At 44.5% G+C, this 17886-nt stretch carries 18 protein-coding genes; all 18 read right to left on the bottom strand.

All coding sequences use genetic code 11. The features are described from left to right. Positions 1 to 15: 15 nt before the first annotated feature. Positions 16 to 966: a glycosyltransferase gene (locus tag QE357_RS12620; protein ID WP_309707889.1), complete on the bottom strand. Its 951-nt coding sequence runs from the start codon at positions 964 to 966 to the stop codon at positions 16 to 18. Between the two features lie 6 nt (positions 967 to 972). After that, positions 973 to 1905, bottom strand: a complete 933-nt coding sequence (locus QE357_RS12625; RefSeq protein WP_106637867.1) for a YihY/virulence factor BrkB family protein — start codon at positions 1903 to 1905, stop codon at positions 973 to 975. Positions 1906 to 1937: 32 nt separating this feature from the next. Continuing rightward, positions 1938 to 2354 (bottom strand): thioesterase family protein, encoded by a 417-nt coding sequence (locus tag QE357_RS12630; RefSeq protein WP_106637866.1) that lies wholly within the window; start codon positions 2352 to 2354, stop codon positions 1938 to 1940. Positions 2355 to 2411: 57 nt separating this feature from the next. Further along, a complete protein-coding gene (gene mltG / locus QE357_RS12635; protein WP_309707892.1) occupies positions 2412 to 3452 on the bottom strand; it encodes an endolytic transglycosylase MltG in 1041 nt (346 codons plus the stop codon). 49 nt (positions 3453 to 3501) lie between these two features. Further along, positions 3502 to 4578, bottom strand: coding sequence for an Ldh family oxidoreductase (locus QE357_RS12640; protein WP_309707894.1), 1077 nt, complete (start codon positions 4576 to 4578; stop codon positions 3502 to 3504). A gap of 132 nt (positions 4579 to 4710) precedes the next feature. Continuing rightward, positions 4711 to 5562 (bottom strand): 5'-methylthioadenosine/adenosylhomocysteine nucleosidase, encoded by an 852-nt coding sequence (locus QE357_RS12645; protein WP_106637863.1) that lies wholly within the window; start codon positions 5560 to 5562, stop codon positions 4711 to 4713. Between the two features lie 9 nt (positions 5563 to 5571). Beyond that, positions 5572 to 6867: an NCS2 family permease gene (locus QE357_RS12650; protein WP_309707899.1), complete on the bottom strand. Its 1296-nt coding sequence runs from the start codon at positions 6865 to 6867 to the stop codon at positions 5572 to 5574. Positions 6868 to 6909: 42 nt separating this feature from the next. Then, positions 6910 to 7491 carry a Crp/Fnr family transcriptional regulator gene (locus QE357_RS12655; RefSeq protein WP_106637861.1) on the bottom strand — a complete coding sequence of 194 codons (582 nt, stop codon included), beginning with the start codon at positions 7489 to 7491 and terminating at the stop codon, positions 6910 to 6912. A gap of 643 nt (positions 7492 to 8134) precedes the next feature. Beyond that, the gene (locus QE357_RS12660; RefSeq protein WP_309707902.1) at positions 8135 to 9370 is read right to left on the bottom strand and encodes a 3-phosphoshikimate 1-carboxyvinyltransferase; all 1236 of its coding nucleotides are present in this window, start codon (positions 9368 to 9370) and stop codon (positions 8135 to 8137) included. A 141-nt stretch (positions 9371 to 9511) separates the two neighbouring features. Further along, entirely contained in the window at positions 9512 to 10102 is a 591-nt protein-coding gene (locus tag QE357_RS12665; protein WP_157830421.1) for a hypothetical protein, read from the bottom strand. A gap of 134 nt (positions 10103 to 10236) precedes the next feature. Continuing rightward, entirely contained in the window at positions 10237 to 10821 is a 585-nt protein-coding gene (locus QE357_RS12670) for a DUF502 domain-containing protein (RefSeq protein WP_106637859.1), read from the bottom strand. 146 nt (positions 10822 to 10967) lie between these two features. Then, the gene (locus QE357_RS12675; protein WP_309707906.1) at positions 10968 to 12035 is read right to left on the bottom strand and encodes a M20/M25/M40 family metallo-hydrolase; all 1068 of its coding nucleotides are present in this window, start codon (positions 12033 to 12035) and stop codon (positions 10968 to 10970) included. Between the two features lie 58 nt (positions 12036 to 12093). After that, positions 12094 to 12507 carry a hypothetical protein gene (locus QE357_RS12680; RefSeq protein WP_309707908.1) on the bottom strand — a complete coding sequence of 138 codons (414 nt, stop codon included), beginning with the start codon at positions 12505 to 12507 and terminating at the stop codon, positions 12094 to 12096. Beyond that, a complete protein-coding gene (locus tag QE357_RS12685) occupies positions 12401 to 12733 on the bottom strand; it encodes a hypothetical protein (RefSeq protein ID WP_309707911.1) in 333 nt (110 codons plus the stop codon). The genes QE357_RS12680 and QE357_RS12685 overlap by 107 nt, the downstream gene beginning before the upstream one ends. 49 nt (positions 12734 to 12782) lie before the next feature. Continuing rightward, complete coding sequence (locus QE357_RS12690; protein WP_106637857.1) at positions 12783 to 13334, bottom strand: helix-hairpin-helix domain-containing protein; 552 nt, start codon at positions 13332 to 13334, stop codon at positions 12783 to 12785. Between the two features lie 27 nt (positions 13335 to 13361). Continuing rightward, positions 13362 to 14357 (bottom strand): OmpA family protein, encoded by a 996-nt coding sequence (locus tag QE357_RS12695; RefSeq protein ID WP_106637856.1) that lies wholly within the window; start codon positions 14355 to 14357, stop codon positions 13362 to 13364. A 308-nt stretch (positions 14358 to 14665) separates the two neighbouring features. Next, positions 14666 to 16504, bottom strand: a complete 1839-nt coding sequence (rho, locus tag QE357_RS12700; RefSeq protein WP_106637855.1) for a transcription termination factor Rho — start codon at positions 16502 to 16504, stop codon at positions 14666 to 14668. A 230-nt stretch (positions 16505 to 16734) separates the two neighbouring features. Then, complete coding sequence (locus QE357_RS12705; protein WP_309707924.1) at positions 16735 to 17877, bottom strand: mechanosensitive ion channel family protein; 1143 nt, start codon at positions 17875 to 17877, stop codon at positions 16735 to 16737. Positions 17878 to 17886 lie beyond the last annotated feature (9 nt).

Consider the following 17886-nt stretch of genomic DNA (forward strand, 5'->3'; position numbering starts at 1 on the left):
GGCTTTACAATTCTATTATCGTCGGATTTTCTGATATCCGCGATAGATTTGATAAAAAGGAACTCTTAGTTGGCAGGCCCAGAGGATGGCCCGATAAGACGCACTAAGTGGTTTCAGAGATTCGTGCAAGGTCGCATATTTCCTAACAAGCGAGTAATGTTCGAGATAAAAACATTGCTTTATTCCCTGTTTTAATCGCCATAATAACGCTGTTTCTTCCTCGGGGGTTCTAATCATAGCAGCCGCTTTCTTGCACACCATAAAGGTAGACTCCAATTGCTTGGCCCTTCGGGTCTGCTGATTACGCGATTGCGATCCTGCTACCTGACGATAATTCACCCAATACTCATCTTTGAAAGCATATTTCCAATGACGAGATGCCCTAACCAAAAAATCAAAATCCTCATATAATAACGATTCGTCATAGCCGTTTAGAGCATCATACACGACTTTTCTCGTCATAGCCGTAACCGTTAAAATGGGTGTGCCAGCTAAAACGGCAGCAAAAACATCGCCCTGAGGAACGGACTGGATCAACTGCCCCCCTTCATCTCTTTTATACCAGGTTCCTATTTTATTACCGGCTTCATTAACCAGGATGGCCTCGCCAAAAATGGCTCCGTATTCCTCAGAAAGCGTTTCAAAATAGCTTACCTGTTGCCTAATCGTTTCTGGTAATAAATAATCATCTGCTGCCAAATCAACAATATATTTTCCTTTGGCGAGCTGTAGCCCTTTATTAAAACTCTTACAAATACCTAGGTTTTGCCTATTCGTAATTAATTGATCCTGAGTTCGTAATAGGTTCTGAATAATAGGAACGCTGGTATCGGTGCTGCAATCATCAACAATAATACATTCAATAGCAGGGTAAGACTGATTAAAAACGGACGTTAAACACTCCGCAACAAAACGTCCGTGGTTATAACAAAGGCAAATGATAGATACTAAAGGGTAATGAATCATCGTCTCTTATAAATCCTTTATTTCTTCCTCTTTCTTCTGCGTTGCATCATCCAGACTCTGGTTAATTTCAAAACCGAGAATCAGGCCCAAGGCAACTAGATATAGCCAGATCATCAGGGCTATCAAAGTACCCACAGCACCGTATAGCCGGTTATAGCTGGCAAAGTTGGAAATATAATAAGAAAAACCCTGTGTAATAAGAATGATCAGTACTGAAGCAATAATAGAACCCGTATTAAAGAACCGCCAGCGACGATGCAAAGCTGGAGCAATGTAATAAATAACGGAGACCGCAACGAATAGTAGAATGAAAACGGTCAGGTAACTCAGCCCTTCGGCATACATGTAGGTAGAATCTACATTGATGATTCGCTTCTCTACCAGCTCATCTACCACCAGTCGGCCAATAATCAGTACGCCAATCGCAACCAGTAATACTAGTACCAAAAGAAACGTGAGTAAGATAGAAACGAGACGCGTTTTGATAAAGCCCCGCTCATCGTGCGTGCGTTGGGTGATGTTGAATGAACGCATGAGAGCAATCATTCCATTCGTTGCCGAGAATAAGGCGAAAATAAAACCGAATGACAATACCCCACTTCTTCTCCGGCTTACGATATCCCGAATGGTAGGCTCTACTTCCCGGTAGATTCCCCGAGGCATGGCATCCGAAAGAATAGTCATAATCTGGTCATCCAGATTAGCAATGGGAATGTAGGGAATCAGGGTAAAAAGGAAAATGATAGCCGGAAAAATAGCCAGAGTAAAGCTATAGGCTACGGCAGTGGCCCGCTGATCAATGTCAAATTGCAGTACGTTTGCCAGTAAGACCTGTAATAAGTGATACAGTGAAAAGTTTCTTTTACGAACTCTTACACCTCGAAGCCAGGTTTTTATTCGCCTCTGAAAAGTTCGGGATCTTGAGTAAGTTTTAGCCATCAGTTACCTTTATGCATCAAAACTTAAAGCCCTCATTCTGATAAAGAAGGCTGTAGTCTTACCAATAATTCAGCTGGTGCCAGTACGGGACGATTGGTTTGCATGTTTACAAAAACAAGAGTAACTTCTCCAGTATTCAAAAGCACTCCTTCCTGATTCATTAATTCGAAATAAAAAACGATACGAGCGGCTGGACGCTGCTTGATACTCGTTCGAATGGTAATTACCTCGTCGTAACGGGCGGGTTTCAGATACCGGGTTTTCATTTCATAAACCGGCATCATAATCCCTGATTCCTCCAGCTTTTTATATGGAAAACCCAGGCTTCTGAGGGCTTCTACCCTACCAATTTCGTACAAACGGGCGTAATTACCATAATACATGTATCCCATCTGGTCGGTATCGGCATAACAAACCCGGTAGGTATGTTCGTGTTGAAAAAAACGCATACTTCATTAGCAAAAAGAGCACCATTCCTTTTACCGGATCTGATGCTCTATCGTCTTTTATTTTTTAATTCCTAACTGATTTAATGCTTCCTGATAATCTTTAGCATTCTTTAAATGCTCCTGATACGTTACCGCAAAAATGTGATAGCCATTCAGTTTCGGACTTGCACAAAAGTACATGTAATCGTGCTTTTCGCGGTTCAGAACGGCATCAATGGACGATGACTCTGGAATGTTAATAGGTCCCGGAGGCAGGCCCTTGTTAATGTATGTGTTATAGGGCGACTGGTACAGTAACTGATTGTGCAGCAATCGTTTAATACCAAAATCACCAATCGCAAAAATCACGGTTGGGTCAGCTCTGAGGGGTTCATTCGCCGCCAGGTGATTCAGGTAAACTCCCGCTACCCGTGGTTTTTCATCCTTCTTTTTCGTTTCAGCCTCTACAATACTAGCCAGCGTTATGACTTCATCCTGGGTTAGATTTAGAGCCTTTGCTTTTGCCTTCCGTTCGGCTGTCCAGAATTTATCGTATTCTGATTTCATACGTCCCAGTAATTTCTGAGGCGTGGTATTCCAGTATACATCGTAGGTATTAGGTAAAAACATCCCTACGATTGTTTCGGGGGTAAAGCCGTAGAATTTGGCAACCTCTGGATCGTTTAACATTCGTTTAAACTCAGTTGAATCAAATTCAAACTTTCCGGCTACTTTTTCTACCAGCTCCTGCTTCAACCGTACGTTATTGAAAGTCAGTTTAACCGCAGTCTGATTACCCGAACGGAGGGCTTTTATTACCTCATAGTTTCCGGCGTTAGGTTTGATTTTATAACGGCCGGGCTTCACGTGCTCAGGATACTTCAGAAGCTTGGAAAGAAATCTGAAGTACATCACATCATGCACCATTTTATTCGCTTCCAGCGAATCTACAACGGTTTCAAAATTGGCTGATTTGGTGGGAATTAACAGGTAAAAATCCCGCTTCCCTTTCACATTTAAATTAGACGTATAAAAAATCTGCCAGAAGTAAAACGTAACAATAGGAATCAGAATAGAAACCAGAATAATAGCGTATTTTATATATTTATTCTGAATCATGGGGTTTGTTCAATAACGTGTTGTGGTTGATGATAACGAAAAAACAGATTTATTCGTTTGGAAACTTAACGTGAAAACGTTCGCCCAGCGTTTTTAAATCAGCAATTACCGGAGCTAATACCGGAATTCCTTCTTCTTTCCGCTTAGCTTCCATCCATCGTTCTGGATCTCCCGGAATTAATACCTGCTCTCCCTTGAGTCCTTCGGCACTGCGGAAGCGGCGGATCCATTGATCCATGTGTTTTTTAAATTCATCGGCGGGCCGAAAAGCATCTACCCGCATGGCTCCCAGAAAATGCCCGGTGCCAATGCCTACGCCTTCGTCGGCAGACATAAACCCTGCCGTTGCAAAGGGCGGAACCCAGGGGCCATAATTTGCTCCCGACAATACTCCCGAAAACAAATCGACCATTGCTCCTAGTCCATATCCTTTATGACTGCCATGCTCGCGATCTCCCCCCAAAGGGAGCAGAGCTCCGCCTTTTCGAACGGCGTTGGCATCGGTAGTGGGGTTACCCTCCGCATCCTGAACCCACCCCGTGGGTGTTTCCAGATTTTTGCGTTGCAGAATTTCGAGTTTGCCATAAGCTGCCGTTGTGGTAGCCATGTCGAGTACAAAGGGTGGCTCTTCCTGAGCGGGCATAGCTACGCAAATCGGGTTTGTTCCCAATAATCTTTCTTTGGAAAAAGTCGGCGTAACCAAAGGCCCCGCGTGTGTCATGGACCAGCCAATCATGTCATTTTTCAGGGCAAGCGAAGCGTGATATGCGGCAATTCCAAAGTGGTTGGAGTTTCGAACCGCTACCCAGCCCGTACCAACTTTGTCGGCCTTTTCCATCGCTATTCCCATGGCTTTGGGGGCTACCACCAATCCTAACCCGGCATCTCCGTCGATTACCGCCGTGGAGGGCGTTTCGTGGACCATACGGATCGTAGGTTTGGGATTCAGGCGGCCCAGATCCATTAATCGGACATAACCGGACAAACGGGCAACGCCATGGGAATCAATTCCGCGTAAATCGGCTGATACCAATACGTCGGCAGCCAGCGTAGCGTCGTTCTCAGGACAACCCATGGCAAGGAAGATATCCCGAACAAACGTATAAAGATCCTGATGTACAATCATTAGTAAGTAACTCTTTCGAATAGTAGATTCACCGAAAACTCAATCTTCTATTTCAACGTTCTTTCCGAACTGCAAAACTAACAGAAGGTGGGAGAAGTAGACTTTTTTTGAATAGAATCCGTACTTACGGCCCTATTTTAGCCGCTGTACCAGTGCTTTTACCAGCGTAGCTGAGTTGCGAGCCGCAATTGGTCCGAATTTATGCATATCTACCGAAGCGGAATGATTGGCATTATCTGACAAACTTCGAATGATTAAAAAAGGCACTTTTTGCTGGTAACAAATCTGGCTAACGGCTGCCCCTTCCATTTCAATGGCATCGGCTTTCATGGTTCTACGAATGTTCAGACTGGCGGAATCAGAAGCCATAAACACATCTCCGGTTACGACAATCCCTGTGTGGATGAGCGGCTTGTAATCGCCAATCGACTCCAGTTTTACCTTCGGAACCACGAGGCCCGTCACGAGTAATAAAGCAGAATCTGACTGAAAATAAACTGGATTTTCTTTGAAGTTATAGGGGTTCCGCGTTGGTCGCTGTTGCATTCCTTCATTCAGATAACGTCCATAATCGTGGTGAGCCACCTGAGTCGCAATGACAATATCTCCGGGATGATAATCGGGATTCAACCCTCCCGCAATTCCGGTGAACAATACCTGTTGAGGTCTAAAATGTTCCAACAATAAAGTAGTAGTCAGAGCGGCATTAACCTTACCAATTCCTCCCTGCACCAACACCACTTTCTTGCCTTCCAATTGTCCTGTATAGAAAGTTAGTCCTTCAATTTTTTTCTCTTTACGACCTTTGATCTCTTTTTTCAAAACCTCCACCTCATCTGCGAATGCTCCCATAATGGCGGTGTAATTGCTGGTTTTCCTGGGAAAGCCACTCGTTTGATCGGGCGTGGTGGAATAGGTCAATTGTGCTCTCAGTCCTGAGGTCAGGCCTAAAAGAATCCATAGAATTCCAAAAATCTTTTTCATTTTTATTACTTATTCATTCAGTAAAGCGGCCAGACACAAGCCAATAATCAGCCAGAAGGCCAAAGGTAACTGCCGAAACTTACCAGAAGCTAGTTTCAGGGCTCCATAACTTAGAAAGCCCCAAATGATTCCCTGAGTAATGCTATAGCTGAAAGGGATTAAGACCATAGCCAGAAAAGCAGGGACGGCTTCTTCCCATTCGTCCCAAGGAATGCGTATTACCGTTTTCATCATAAATACGCCTACCACGACCAGAGCTGGTGCCGTTGCAAAGGAGGGTACCATGCTTAAGAGAGGTGAGAGAAAAAGGCAGGGTAAAAAGCAAGAGGCAGCCGTAACGGCGGTAAGCCCTGTTCGTCCCCCCGCTTCAATGCCTACAGCCGATTCAATGTAAGCCGTTCCCGGACTACTCCCAACTAATCCCGCCAGGGTCGTCGCCACGGCATCGGTTAACAGCGATTCTTTGATGGCTAAAGGCTCCCCTTCTTCGTCGAGTCGGCCCGTGGCTTCGGCTAATCCGATGAATGTACTGAGGCTATCAAAAAGATCCGTAAAAACGAAGGCAAAAATGACCGGAGCCATCGCCCACGTTAAAGAGCCCCAAATATCCAGTTGAAAGATCAGACTAAAATCCGGGGCAGCAAAAACACCTTTCCAGTTAATCAGTCGCTCACTTTCGTATAATCTGCCAGGAATTAATGCAATGAATGTCGTAAGAACGATCCCCCATAAAATGCCGCCGTTTACTTTTTTCTGAATGAAGACCAGGGTACTTAACAGACCAATAATGAAAATGATTACCGCCGGGTTTAACGTACCTATACTGATAATGGTAGCCGGGTTTGCTACGACAAATTTGGCATTGATTAGCCCAATAAGGGTAATGAAGAGCCCGATACCTGCGGCAATGCCATAACGCAAAGATTTAGGAATGGCTTTAATTAACACCACCCGAACGTTAAAAATAGAGATGATTAAAAAGAAAATCCCCGCCCAGAAAACGGCTCCCAGGGCCGTTGTATAAGGTACATTCATTCCCTGCACGACGGTATATGTGAAGAAGGCATTAAGCCCCATGCCCGGTGCAACCACGTAAGGACTTTTGGCATACAGTCCCATCATCAGACTACAGAAAAAACATACCAGAACGGTAGCGGTTAACACGCCGGAAAAGGGCATTCCGGAAAGAGATAATACCGAAGGATTCACTACAATGATATAGGCGGTAGCCAGAAAGCTCGTGATACCGGCTAGTATTTCGGTATAAAAAGAATTAGGGACATGGCCCTTTTGAATAGGCTTCATGTCCCTAATTTGCGTAGAAAAAGTTCGATTATGAACCTACTACTAAAGATATTTCCGCAAACGGCTTAATGATTCGGGCGTTACACCCAAATAAGAAGCCAAATGATACTGAGGAACCCGCTGAATTAACGAGGGGTGATCCTGCAATAAACGTAAATAACGATCAGCAGCATTGTCAGCAATTTGAGAATCAATACGGCCTTCCATGTCCTGAACGGTACGTTCCAGCATCATCATTGAAAAACGCTGATAGGCTTGCGATTCTTCAAAAAGGGTTGCCCGATCTTCGCTCGTCATCACCAGTAAAGTAGAATCTTCCAGAGCCTGAACCGAATAAGGGCTGAGACGGTGAGTAGAATAACCGGTTACACTCGTCACAAAAGAATTTTCGTCTCGAAGGAATAGAGTTACTTCTTTTCCTTTGTCGGTGCGGTACACTCGCATTACTCCTTCAATCACAAAGGCAACCTCATCAATGTGGTCCCCCTGATGAATGAAAAAATCACCTTTTTTGAAGGGTCGAGTTTGGTACGCAGAGTTGATGGCATCTACATCTTCTTGAGACAGCTCCACATATCTGCGGATGTAGGACAAGAGTGGCTGTGTAACGTTTTCTGAAAGCATACGTTTTTCAAGGAAATTATGAAATGGCGGTTTTACTGTCAGCTAAAATAGCACATTTTTATGGTACTTACCATAACGCAAGCCAACAATTCGATATTTTTTTAAGTTACCTGCGTTTTTTAAGTCAAAATACTCATAAATATAAATACATAAAATTAGTATCTTAAATTCCATCAATTAACTAATCCATAGCCTTCTATGAGCGTTAAATCATAATTTACCGGATAAATACTACTATCCTACCCAATAAATTCTATTCAAATAAAAAAATCTATTCATTAGATTTCGAATTAACATTTATATACGTGGTTAAGAATTTATATACGTAAATACTCAATAACATAGATTTTACTGGATGATTTTATAGAAAGAAAGTGCTTCAAACGATTTGCCTTTTAAACGCTCAATTGTCATATTCTTATATACTTTCACACTACTTATTGTCCCTCAGAAACAATTAAAGTCTTTTGTTACTACTAGTGGATATGTTAACTAATGAGTCTTATACTATCGTTTTTAATTTACTTTCTTAAATAACCTAGCGTATAAACGTCGACACTGCTCTTGATCGGTTAGGACCTTCCATCATCTTATCTCTAAAAAAGACGAGACCCGATATTAATGATCGGGTCTCGTCTTCAAATTAGGAAATTTCGATGATTTTGGAGAGGTCATCCCAAAACCGAGGATAAGATTTGGCGACCACTGACGCATCATCTATAATCAGGTCTGTTCGCATGGCGATGGGAGCAAAAGCCATAGCCATCCGGTGGTCTTCATACGTATGAATAATCGTTTCGGGCTTATTCCAATCGGTACTTTCCCCTACCTGAATCTGATATTTTTCATTTGGCGTTACTTCCACCAGATCGGCTCCGAATTTTTGAAGCTCCAGCTGAATTGCTAACACCCGATCCGTTTCTTTTACTTTCAGACTTTCAATGCCGGTAAAAATCGCAGGCACTCCTTTCATGGCCGCTACCACCGAAACCGTTTGAGCCAGATCAGGACAATGCGTAAAATCCCACTCCAGATGATCACTTGCTGGAATTTGTGTCAGTTTAAACCCACGACCAGTGAAGGTGCTTTCTACCCCCAGTTGACGCATAATGTCAACAATGGCCGAGTCTCCCTGAAGTGAATTTTCTTTTAATCCCAATAGCTCTACTTCTGAGCCTTCGGGTCCTAACGCTACCAGACTATACCAGTAACTTGCTCCCGACCAATCGGATTCAATGGCATAATCGCAGGTTGCGTAAGGTTTTGCTTCTACACGAATGCTGCGGTTTTCCCAGTCTGCCGTTACCTCTGCTCCAAACTGACGCATTTGCTGGATGGTCATTTCAATGTAAGGTATCGAACCCAGGTTACCCGTCAAATGAATGGTTAACCCTTCAGGTAAGGTGGGAGCAATCATCAGTATCGCTGAGATAAACTGGCTGCTCACGTCGCCCCGCATGGTTAAATCCTTCTTGCCGGAAAATTTGAATCCGTTCAGCTCCAGCGGTGGGTAGCCTTCATTTTTCTGATACGTAATATCAGCTCCCAATTCCCGCAGGGCATCTACCAGAATTCCAATCGGGCGTTCCTGCATCCGGGCAGTCCCCGTCATGATCTTTTTCTTGCCTAGCACGGCGTAATAAGCCGTTAGGAAACGCATGGTCGTTCCCGCATCGAGTACGTCGGCTACTGGTCCATCCAGGATCAGTAAGCGTTGCATGGTTTGTGTATCACGAGCTTCGGAAAGGTTCGTGAGCAAGCCCTTACCACCCGCTAACGCGTTCAGGATTTGAGCACGATTCGATTCGGATTTGGAAGCAGGTAATAAAATGTCAACCTGAAAAGGTTTGGTAACTTTATGGAGGAGGAGCTTTTTCAAGACAGTACAGAAGAATAATATGCACGCAATAACAACCAGCCGCAAAATTATTCTTTTTCCGGGGTTTTACTTTATAACCGTTTTGAGTTTTGGCCGAAATTTAAATTTATTGACGTACCAAGAGCCCCCATTAATCCTGGTCTACATCGTTTTTAGAATTCTTAAGCGATTGCGATTACCGATTTTCAAGGCCTTATGAGTGGATTTAAAACACAAAGCTCCCAAACCGAACAAACCGCCCGAAACGATGGCAGTAGAGGTTTTCAACTGCAAAGGAGCTCCCTTGAACTCCTGATTCCAGACAGGACTGAAGAAATCCATGACAAAATAAAGAGCTCCGGCGATGGGTAATAGATAACCCGCCTGAACCGCCAGCCCGCTTCCATTCATGAAATAAACTTTACGAATCTGATCGAGCCGGTACTCTACGAATTCATTCTGATTGGTAATTTCACTAAAATCAGCGAAGACGACGGTAGAGTCGGTAACGGCAAAAATATTATCACGGATTTTTCCACTCTGCCCTTTGGCTTTGAAGACAATCTCGTCGCCCGCGAAAAAACGCTTTCTCCCTCCGGGATAATCAACGGCAATGTATTTCACCGATTGATGGGCCGTTAAAGCCCGACCCATACTTGGGTTCGCTTTCCGTAATAATTCTTCCGTAGAAGGACTCTGAGCCCATAAAGCCGTAGCAGAAAAGGTGGTCAGAAGGAGTATAATCCATTTCATAGCTTTCAGTAACAAAAGTAACATGCAACCCAAAAAACGTCTGGTTTCGAGGAAAAGTATGCTTTCAGCCAGAGGGTTTGGGCTTTTCCTGAACAAAATCATTCCTACGATTGACACCAAATTTGTCGTAAAGATTAATGCAAAGTAACGCCACCCGAGACAATAAACTTCATTACTTCCGTAGCACTTACATTCACAGGCTTTACATTTTCTTTCGGAACAATAAACAAATGGCCGGAAAACGCATACGACTGGGGAAAATATACCGCGACCGAACCGGGCAATTCCCAATCTGTTAAATCTGTCTGGGTTAGAAAACCAATCCGGTATAACTCCGAATGGGCATCCATCTTTACCAACACGGGCTGATTGAATTTCTTCTTATCGCCTACAAAGGCTGAGGTTAGATCTTTCAGGGAAGAATAAATAATTCGAACCAAGGGTAGACGATCAATGATTTCCTCAAAAACATTGAAAATAGGTATAAGGATAAAGGTAGATCCCAGAAAACCAACGAGAAAGACAATAGCCAGAACGATTACCATTCCTACTCCCCAAAGCCGAATCTGCTCTTTACCCGTACCAATGCCCACTGGAATTAATCCATCCAGATACAAAAAAGCCTGATACAGGATGTAGCCCGTAAAAAACAGGGGAGCAATGAGTAAAAGTCCTCGAATGAAGTAGTTAATAAATCGATTCAGTATTCGCTTTTTCATGGGGGTAATGGAATGAAGGGGAATCTATTCTACAATCGGGATTCCTGAAGCAAAGTTCATTTCCTATGCTTATTTAGCATACTTACGCAAAAAGGTCGTAAGCGTTCCCACTTACGACCCCTATACTGTTTATTTCGTTGCCTGTGTTAGCTTAAATATCTAAAATCCTGACCGCTTTCGAGCTTTAACAGGGTTTCATACATCAGAGTAATCACGGCCTGAACGTCCTGCTTACTCACGGTTTCAACCGTAGTGTGCATGTACTTCAGCGGAAGGGAGATTAACGCAGAAGCAGTTCCTTCGGCCGCATAAGCAAACGAGTCCGTATCCGTGCCCGTCGAGCGGCTTACCGCCTGACGCTGGAAGGCAATCTCTTTTTCTTCGGCTACACCAATGAGAAAATCCAGCAGGTTATTTTGCACCGCTGGCCCATAGCATAACACCGGACCGCCACCGCAGCGTAAATCGCCCTGCTCTTTTTTATCGTATCGCGGCGAAGTAGTATCGTGCGTTACATCCGTACAGATAGCCACATCAGCTTTCAGACGGCGGGCAATCATTTCAGCTCCACGTAAGCCAATTTCTTCCTGAACGGCATTGACTACGTACAAGGTATAAGGCAATGTCACCTGATTTTCTTTTAGCAAACGAGCTACTTCTGCAATCATGAAACCGCCCACGCGGTTATCCAGAGCACGACCAACAAAATAGCGATCATTTAACTCGGTTAACTCGTCTTCAAAGGTGATGACGCAACCCACATGAACGCCTTTTTCTTCCAGTTCCTTTTTCGTAGCCCCACAATCAATCGTCAGGTCGGTTACTTTCGGAGCCGTGTCTTTTGCCAGGTCACGTACGTGAATAGCAGGCCAGCCAAAAATGCCTTTAACGATTCCTTTTTTCGTGTGAATATTCACCCGCTTGGAAGGAGCAATGACCGCATCAGAACCGCCGTTGCGGCGAACGTAGATGTAACCATCGTCTGAGATGTAATTCACAAACCAGGAAATCTCATCGGAGTGAGCTTCGATTACTACTTTGTAAGGCTGGCCCGGGTTGATTACCCCCACCACCGTACCGTAGGTATCAACGATGTATTCGTCAATGTAAGGTTTGATGTAATCCAGCCAAATGCGTTGTCCGGAGGCTTCGAAACCCGTTGGTGAAGGGTTGTTAAGGTATTGATAGAGAAAGGTTTTACTACTTTCAGTCATAATGATAATTGAAAAATGAAACGTTCATCCTAACTGTTTTTCAACAGTCTGCTATTCATTAACTCCGCTGCCCTTTACTTAATTCATCCTGCCATTCTTTTAATTCCACCCAGCGGCCTTCGGCAGCCAGTTGAGCCTGCTCCGGCCAGGTAGAAGGGTCCCGGTTTTCAAAACGGGGACCTTCGGCTTTTAATAACCCTCTGATGTGGTCAACGGAGGTAGTGGCCAGACTTTTGAAGCTAATAATTCCGTTGACATTCAGGATTTGTTCAATTTTAGGACCAATCCCCTCAATAACCTTCAGATCATCGGGTTCATCCAGAATAACCGGAGCTGCAATGGCGGAAGTAAGTCCTGGAATGCCTTCAAAAGTAGCAATATCCAGAGGTATCTCGATGGTCGGTTCTTTGATTACTTCGGGTTCCGAAGGAATGACAGAGTCGGGTTGCGGCACCGCAAAAGGCTCTGGCATGAAACGGCTTGGTTGTCTTGTCCTGTCTGAATGGTTTCGGTTTGCCCTGACGACACATTTCCAGCTCCACCTGTTTGGTAGCGATTTCCATTTGAATCGTATCAATCTGATGATTCATGGAACGGCGGCCTAAGATCCAGCCAATACCCGCCACCAAAGTCATGATGGCAACGGCTTCCAGCACAGCAATGGGTATGTTTTGACTTAACGATTGTATTAATACCATGATTTTCTAAGCTTGAATAGCATTCTTCAATGCAAGTCTTACGTCCTTATTACCCCTTCTGGGTTATCTCCTGCTGTAACGCTTTTAGCTGTTCCCATTTTCCTTCCTGAGCCAGTTTCGCCTGTTTAGCCCAGCTACTGGATTCCTGAACCTGGAAACGGGAACCGCCAGAAGCCCGCAAAATGGACATCACGTGGGAAGGTTCCGCCGCTGCTAGCTGAGCAAAAGTTTTGATACCCGCCTCATGCAATAGCTTCTCTACTTTGGGACCAATGCCTTCAATCTTTTTCAGGTCGTCTTCCTCATTCGGAATTACAGTAGTCGCCATCGGCTGAGCTGCCTCTTCAGCGGGCGGAGCTACGATGGGCTCGGCAAAAGGGGTAGCCGGATGAATGGCTTTCGGCTGCGGCGGCACGTACAAACCCTGCTCGCACTGATTCAGATGAAACTCCAGATTACTTAAACTTGCCTTTAGCTTATTGAGGGTCGTCTTCCCGTTCAGATAGCCAATGATATACCCCAGAATGCCGGCTCCTCCCAGAAAAATCAGGTGTTGTAACCAGGCACTTTCCAGATGCATGGGATTAAAATGTTCGTACATATCAATACTTATTTCCGAGAAATTCTGTTACATCTTCTGTTCGTCGATCGCCATCGTTACCCGACGATTAGCCTTTCGGCCTGCGGGTAACGTATTGTCTGCCAGCGGCTGCGTCTCTCCTTTTCCAATCGTAATAATCTGATCAGGTTTTATTCCCTTTCTGACAAACTGTCGCTTCACTGCCTCTGCCCGACTTTTAGATAGTCTCAAATTCGAGTCATCTGGCCCTTCACTGTCCGTATGCCCGGTTAATATCAGGCGTTTATTAGGGTTCTGTTTCAGGTATTTCTTTACTTCATTAAAAAACGTCTCGTTATCTTTCGTTCGAATGAATTGATTACTACTCAGCGGGAAATATAACTCCATGGGCCGGAAAATGCTTTCATACGTAGCCGCAGCGGCTAGTTCCTCTTCCGTTTGTCCTTTGGGGACTTCGAAGGAAGTAGCAGTGGAGGTCGGCGGAGTCGTTTCCGTTAGCTTTTCTTCCGTTAGCGTTTCTGCCACTTCAGCTGTTCCCGAAAAGACAAAGCCTGCTCCATAGGATGAGTCCGCCGGACTGAAGGCTAAGGCCCGTTGTTCGGCTTCGGTCAATACCTGTTTATCAGGAACTCCTAACTTCAAAAAGTATTGCTTAATCGCATCAGCCCGGGCTAATCCCAAGGATTGGAAGGCCGTGTTATTTTCCTCGTCACTGGCATAATACCCAACCAATTTCACTGTTTTCCTGGGATTAGCTTTCAGATAAACCGCCAGCGATTGTAACTGAGGCTGGACCGCCTCCGTAGAAACCCCACCTCTTGAACGAGCAAAACCCAGATTGTGTATGGAAGTTACATGAAAAGAATTAGCGTCTTGGATATCAAGGGCCGGTATATCAAATTCAGTAGAAGAAACCTCTTCGCTTACCACTACTGGTTCTGGATTTCCATCACACAATTGTTTAATCTGGCAAACGTGCCAATAAGCCCCTCCTGCAATCCAGCTGATTAGCACTAACCAAGTCAGCGTTTTGACGGTTGACATAACAAATCGTTAGATAAAATGAAAAGTTCTGAGCGAACGAATGGAAGATTAGTTCGAAAACACTTAAGAATTCGTCGACATTTACAAATGTACTTCTGTTTGTTCACTAACGAAGCCATTTGTTAAATATGCCTATAATAATAACTCAGGCTTACCCGAAAAGGTTATAAAAAAAGAGCCTCACCTGTAGGTAAGGCTCTTTTCTACATTTGAACGTTTGATTTCGTTTCGTAAGGTTTGAAAATGTTTTAATCACTAAAACCTCTTTAAACTTTTCTTAAACGAAATCAAACACTCAAACGCTAGTATTATCGATTCATTGAGAGTAAGAACTCTTCGTTTGAACGGGTTCCCCGCATTTTTTCCAGCAGGAATTCCATTGATTCTACGGAATTCATATCGGACATATATTTGCGTAAGATCCATACTCGTTTGAGCGTTTCGGGATCCATAAGCAGATCCTCGCGACGAGTACCGGAAGCAGGAACATCGATAGCTGGGAAAATCCGACGATTCGAGAGTTTCCGATCCAACTGAAGTTCCATGTTACCCGTACCTTTGAATTCCTCAAAGATCACCTCATCCATCCGGCTTCCCGTTTCGATTAGAGCAGTAGCGATAATAGTTAATGAACCTCCGTTCTCCACATTACGAGCTGCACCGAAGAAGCGTTTGGGTTTATGAAGAGCGTTGGCATCTACCCCACCCGACAGGATTTTACCCGAAGATGGAACGACCGTATTATACGCACGAGCCAGACGAGTAATAGAATCCAGCAGAATAACGACATCGTGACCGCATTCTACCATACGTTTGGCTTTTTCCAGTACCATGCTCGATACTTTCACGTGGCGATCGGCCTGCTCATCGAAAGTAGAGGAAATAACCTCCGCCTTTACACTTCGCTGCATATCCGTTACCTCTTCCGGGCGTTCGTCAATCAGCAGGATCAACAAGAACACTTCGGGGTGGTTACGGGCAATGGCATTGGCAATTTCTTTCAGTAATACCGTTTTACCCGTTTTAGGCTGAGCTACGATCATCCCCCGCTGACCTTTCCCAATGGGAGCAAACAGATCAAGGATACGGGTAGAGTTTTCGCGACCCGAGGTAAACAGATTTAATTTTTCCGTTGGGAATAAGGGAGTTAAGTATTCAAAAGGAATACGGTCCCGAATCTCTTCGGTGGTTTTTCCGTTAACGGATTCCACTCGTAACAGGGCAAAATACTTCTCCCCTTCTTTGGGAGGACGAATCGCTCCCCGAACGGTGTCTCCCGTTTTCAGACCAAATAATTTAATCTGAGAAGGAGATACATAAATATCATCGGGAGAAGCCAGGTAGTTATAATCAGCGGAACGCAAAAAGCCGTATCCTCCGTCTGACATAATTTCCAGAACTCCTTCGTTTTCAATTAATCCGTCGAACTCCCGAATGTGTTGGTTATAGTTACGCTTCACCTGCTGCTGCATTTGCTGCGAGCGAGGATTGGGCTGTAAAGGCTGTCCATTTTCATCGGTACGTCCTTCCCGGTCACGAGGTTCACGGTTTTCCCGATTGTTCGGACGTGCACCCGTTTCAGGATTAGGAGCCTGAACGGCGGCCGTCTGAGGCTCAGGCATTACTTCCATAGTGGCCTGATACGCCTCGTCTAAAGAAAAATCATTCGCTAATTCAGCCGGAATTTCCATTTCATCAATGGGCTCAAAAGCCGAATCTTGCTGATTTTTCTGTTCTTCCGCAGCTTCCAGAGTGGAAGTAGAAGCTTCTGGGATTTTCTCGTCTGAGTTACCGCGACGAATGCGGGTACGTTTGTGTCGATTATCCTGATTTTCAGTTGAAACGGGTTCAACCGGAGCCGCAGGAGTTTCAACTACGGGTGATTCAGCAACGACGGGCTGGGCTACCGGAGCGGGAGTTACCTCCTGTTCTTCGGCCACTTTCCGCGTACGCCGAGCCCGGGGTTTATCGGAGGCTGCTGGCATATGAGTGGTACTGGCAGGCTTTTTCTGTTCGACCTGTCTTTCTAGAATTTTAGCAATGAGATCAGATTTGGACAATTGGGTGGGATTAGATATACTCAACTCCCTTGCGATTGCCCTCAATTCTGACAGCAGCCGCAAACTCAGCTCTTCTGATGTATACATGAAAATAACGTATCAATCGCGGCCGTGCCGGAATAGAAAATTAATATGGTGGGGTGAAATAGAAAAAATGCTTGAGTTGTTTTTGATTCATTCACAGAAGGGTAAAAGCTACTACAACGATTGGGGAAGGAGAGCGTACCAGCGTCTGGAGATGCGTCGCATTGGTGAATGAGTTGCAAAGGTAAAACGGACGAAAGCATTTTGTCAATATCTCAACCTAAACTTTTTTGTTACAGCGAGTTATCGCCAGAGTTATTGATAAAATCGTTTTTTAAATAAACGGTACTGATAGGATTGGCAAAGCGAACTTTATGGGTTAAAACGATTTGCATAATCTTGAAATTAATTTCTTCCTTGATTCGGTTAAACGTGCGAATGTCCCGGGTTTCTACAAAATAGATAATCAGTACGTCGAAGGACTGATCGCCGAAGGCATCAAAACGTATGACACCAGGTTTGTTTTTTGTAAATTCATGAACGTCAATTGCGTCCTGAATATCAGAAATCACCGCTCTTAACCGTTCGGAAGAGGTACTTAAATCCAGCCGGATCGTATACTTGGCCCGTCGGAATTCACGCTGAGTAAGGTTTTCTAATACCTGTGAGACAATCAGACGATTGGGTACGGTTACCAGACTGCCATCTACCGTACGTATACGCGTACTGCGGAAACCTATTTTTTCTACATCGCCTGTCATCGTCCCGATCTGTACGGCGTCTCCTACTACGAATGAGCCGTCCATAAAAATGGTAAACGACGCAAGCAGGTTTTCCAGCGTTTCGCGGGCCGCCAAAGCAATAGCGATACCGCCAATTCCCAATCCGGTGATTAACGTGGCAACGTCAATATTAAATACCTTGCCCGTTATAATCAGCCCCGCCACAATGACGATCAATGCAATGATGATGTCTGTTAGAAAAGGCACCAGCTGATCATCCATTTTCGTGTCCGTTCGTTCTGCCCGACGGGTAAAAACAATCGCCAGAAACTTCACAAAACGAATCAGAACCCACGTTAGGGCCAGAATGAGTAAACTTTTGTATCCTCTGAGAAAAATAAGGCGAAGGCCAAATTCCGTTGGATGAGCCAGCTCCCACTGGGTAGGGATATGGATGAGATCAAAGGCAAAAAAAGCAATGACCAGCAAAAAGACATATTCCAGAGGTCGCCCCAATAAAGTAACAAACTCCTGAACCGTTACTTCATTTTCCCGGGATACCCTTCGAACGATTCCGAAGGTGATCTGACTCAGCTTTTTGCCCATAAAACGGCGAAAGAGCGTTCCAGTAGCAAGGATAACAAAGAATCCTAAAAAATTGAGCCAGTCGTTTCCTGGAAGATACTTGTTTAAAAATTCCTGAAACTGTTCCAATCGTAATCT

This window comes from Siphonobacter sp. SORGH_AS_0500 (assembly GCF_031453245.1).
Lineage (GTDB): Bacteria > Bacteroidota > Bacteroidia > Cytophagales > Spirosomataceae > Siphonobacter.

Excerpts from the sequence above, each read along its gene's own strand:
- QE357_RS12620 (WP_309707889.1), bottom strand. The coding sequence starts at position 966 with ATGATTCATTACCCTTTAGTATCTATCATTTGCCTTTGTTATAACCAC.
- QE357_RS12625 (WP_106637867.1), bottom strand. The coding sequence starts at position 1,905 with ATGGCTAAAACTTACTCAAGATCCCGAACTTTTCAGAGGCGAATAAAA.
- QE357_RS12630 (WP_106637866.1), bottom strand. The coding sequence starts at position 2,354 with ATGCGTTTTTTTCAACACGAACATACCTACCGGGTTTGTTATGCCGAT.
- mltG (WP_309707892.1), bottom strand. The coding sequence starts at position 3,452 with ATGATTCAGAATAAATATATAAAATACGCTATTATTCTGGTTTCTATT.
- QE357_RS12640 (WP_309707894.1), bottom strand. The coding sequence starts at position 4,578 with ATGATTGTACATCAGGATCTTTATACGTTTGTTCGGGATATCTTCCTT.
- QE357_RS12645 (WP_106637863.1), bottom strand. The coding sequence starts at position 5,562 with ATGAAAAAGATTTTTGGAATTCTATGGATTCTTTTAGGCCTGACCTCA.
- QE357_RS12650 (WP_309707899.1), bottom strand. The coding sequence starts at position 6,867 with ATGAAGCCTATTCAAAAGGGCCATGTCCCTAATTCTTTTTATACCGAA.
- QE357_RS12655 (WP_106637861.1), bottom strand. The coding sequence starts at position 7,491 with ATGCTTTCAGAAAACGTTACACAGCCACTCTTGTCCTACATCCGCAGA.
- QE357_RS12665 (WP_157830421.1), bottom strand. The coding sequence starts at position 10,102 with ATGAAATGGATTATACTCCTTCTGACCACCTTTTCTGCTACGGCTTTA.
- QE357_RS12670 (WP_106637859.1), bottom strand. The coding sequence starts at position 10,821 with ATGAAAAAGCGAATACTGAATCGATTTATTAACTACTTCATTCGAGGA.
- QE357_RS12675 (WP_309707906.1), bottom strand. The coding sequence starts at position 12,035 with ATGACTGAAAGTAGTAAAACCTTTCTCTATCAATACCTTAACAACCCT.
- QE357_RS12680 (WP_309707908.1), bottom strand. The coding sequence starts at position 12,507 with ATGCCAGAGCCTTTTGCGGTGCCGCAACCCGACTCTGTCATTCCTTCG.
- QE357_RS12685 (WP_309707911.1), bottom strand. The coding sequence starts at position 12,733 with ATGGTATTAATACAATCGTTAAGTCAAAACATACCCATTGCTGTGCTG.
- QE357_RS12690 (WP_106637857.1), bottom strand. The coding sequence starts at position 13,334 with ATGTACGAACATTTTAATCCCATGCATCTGGAAAGTGCCTGGTTACAA.
- QE357_RS12695 (WP_106637856.1), bottom strand. The coding sequence starts at position 14,357 with ATGTCAACCGTCAAAACGCTGACTTGGTTAGTGCTAATCAGCTGGATT.
- rho (WP_106637855.1), bottom strand. The coding sequence starts at position 16,504 with ATGTATACATCAGAAGAGCTGAGTTTGCGGCTGCTGTCAGAATTGAGG.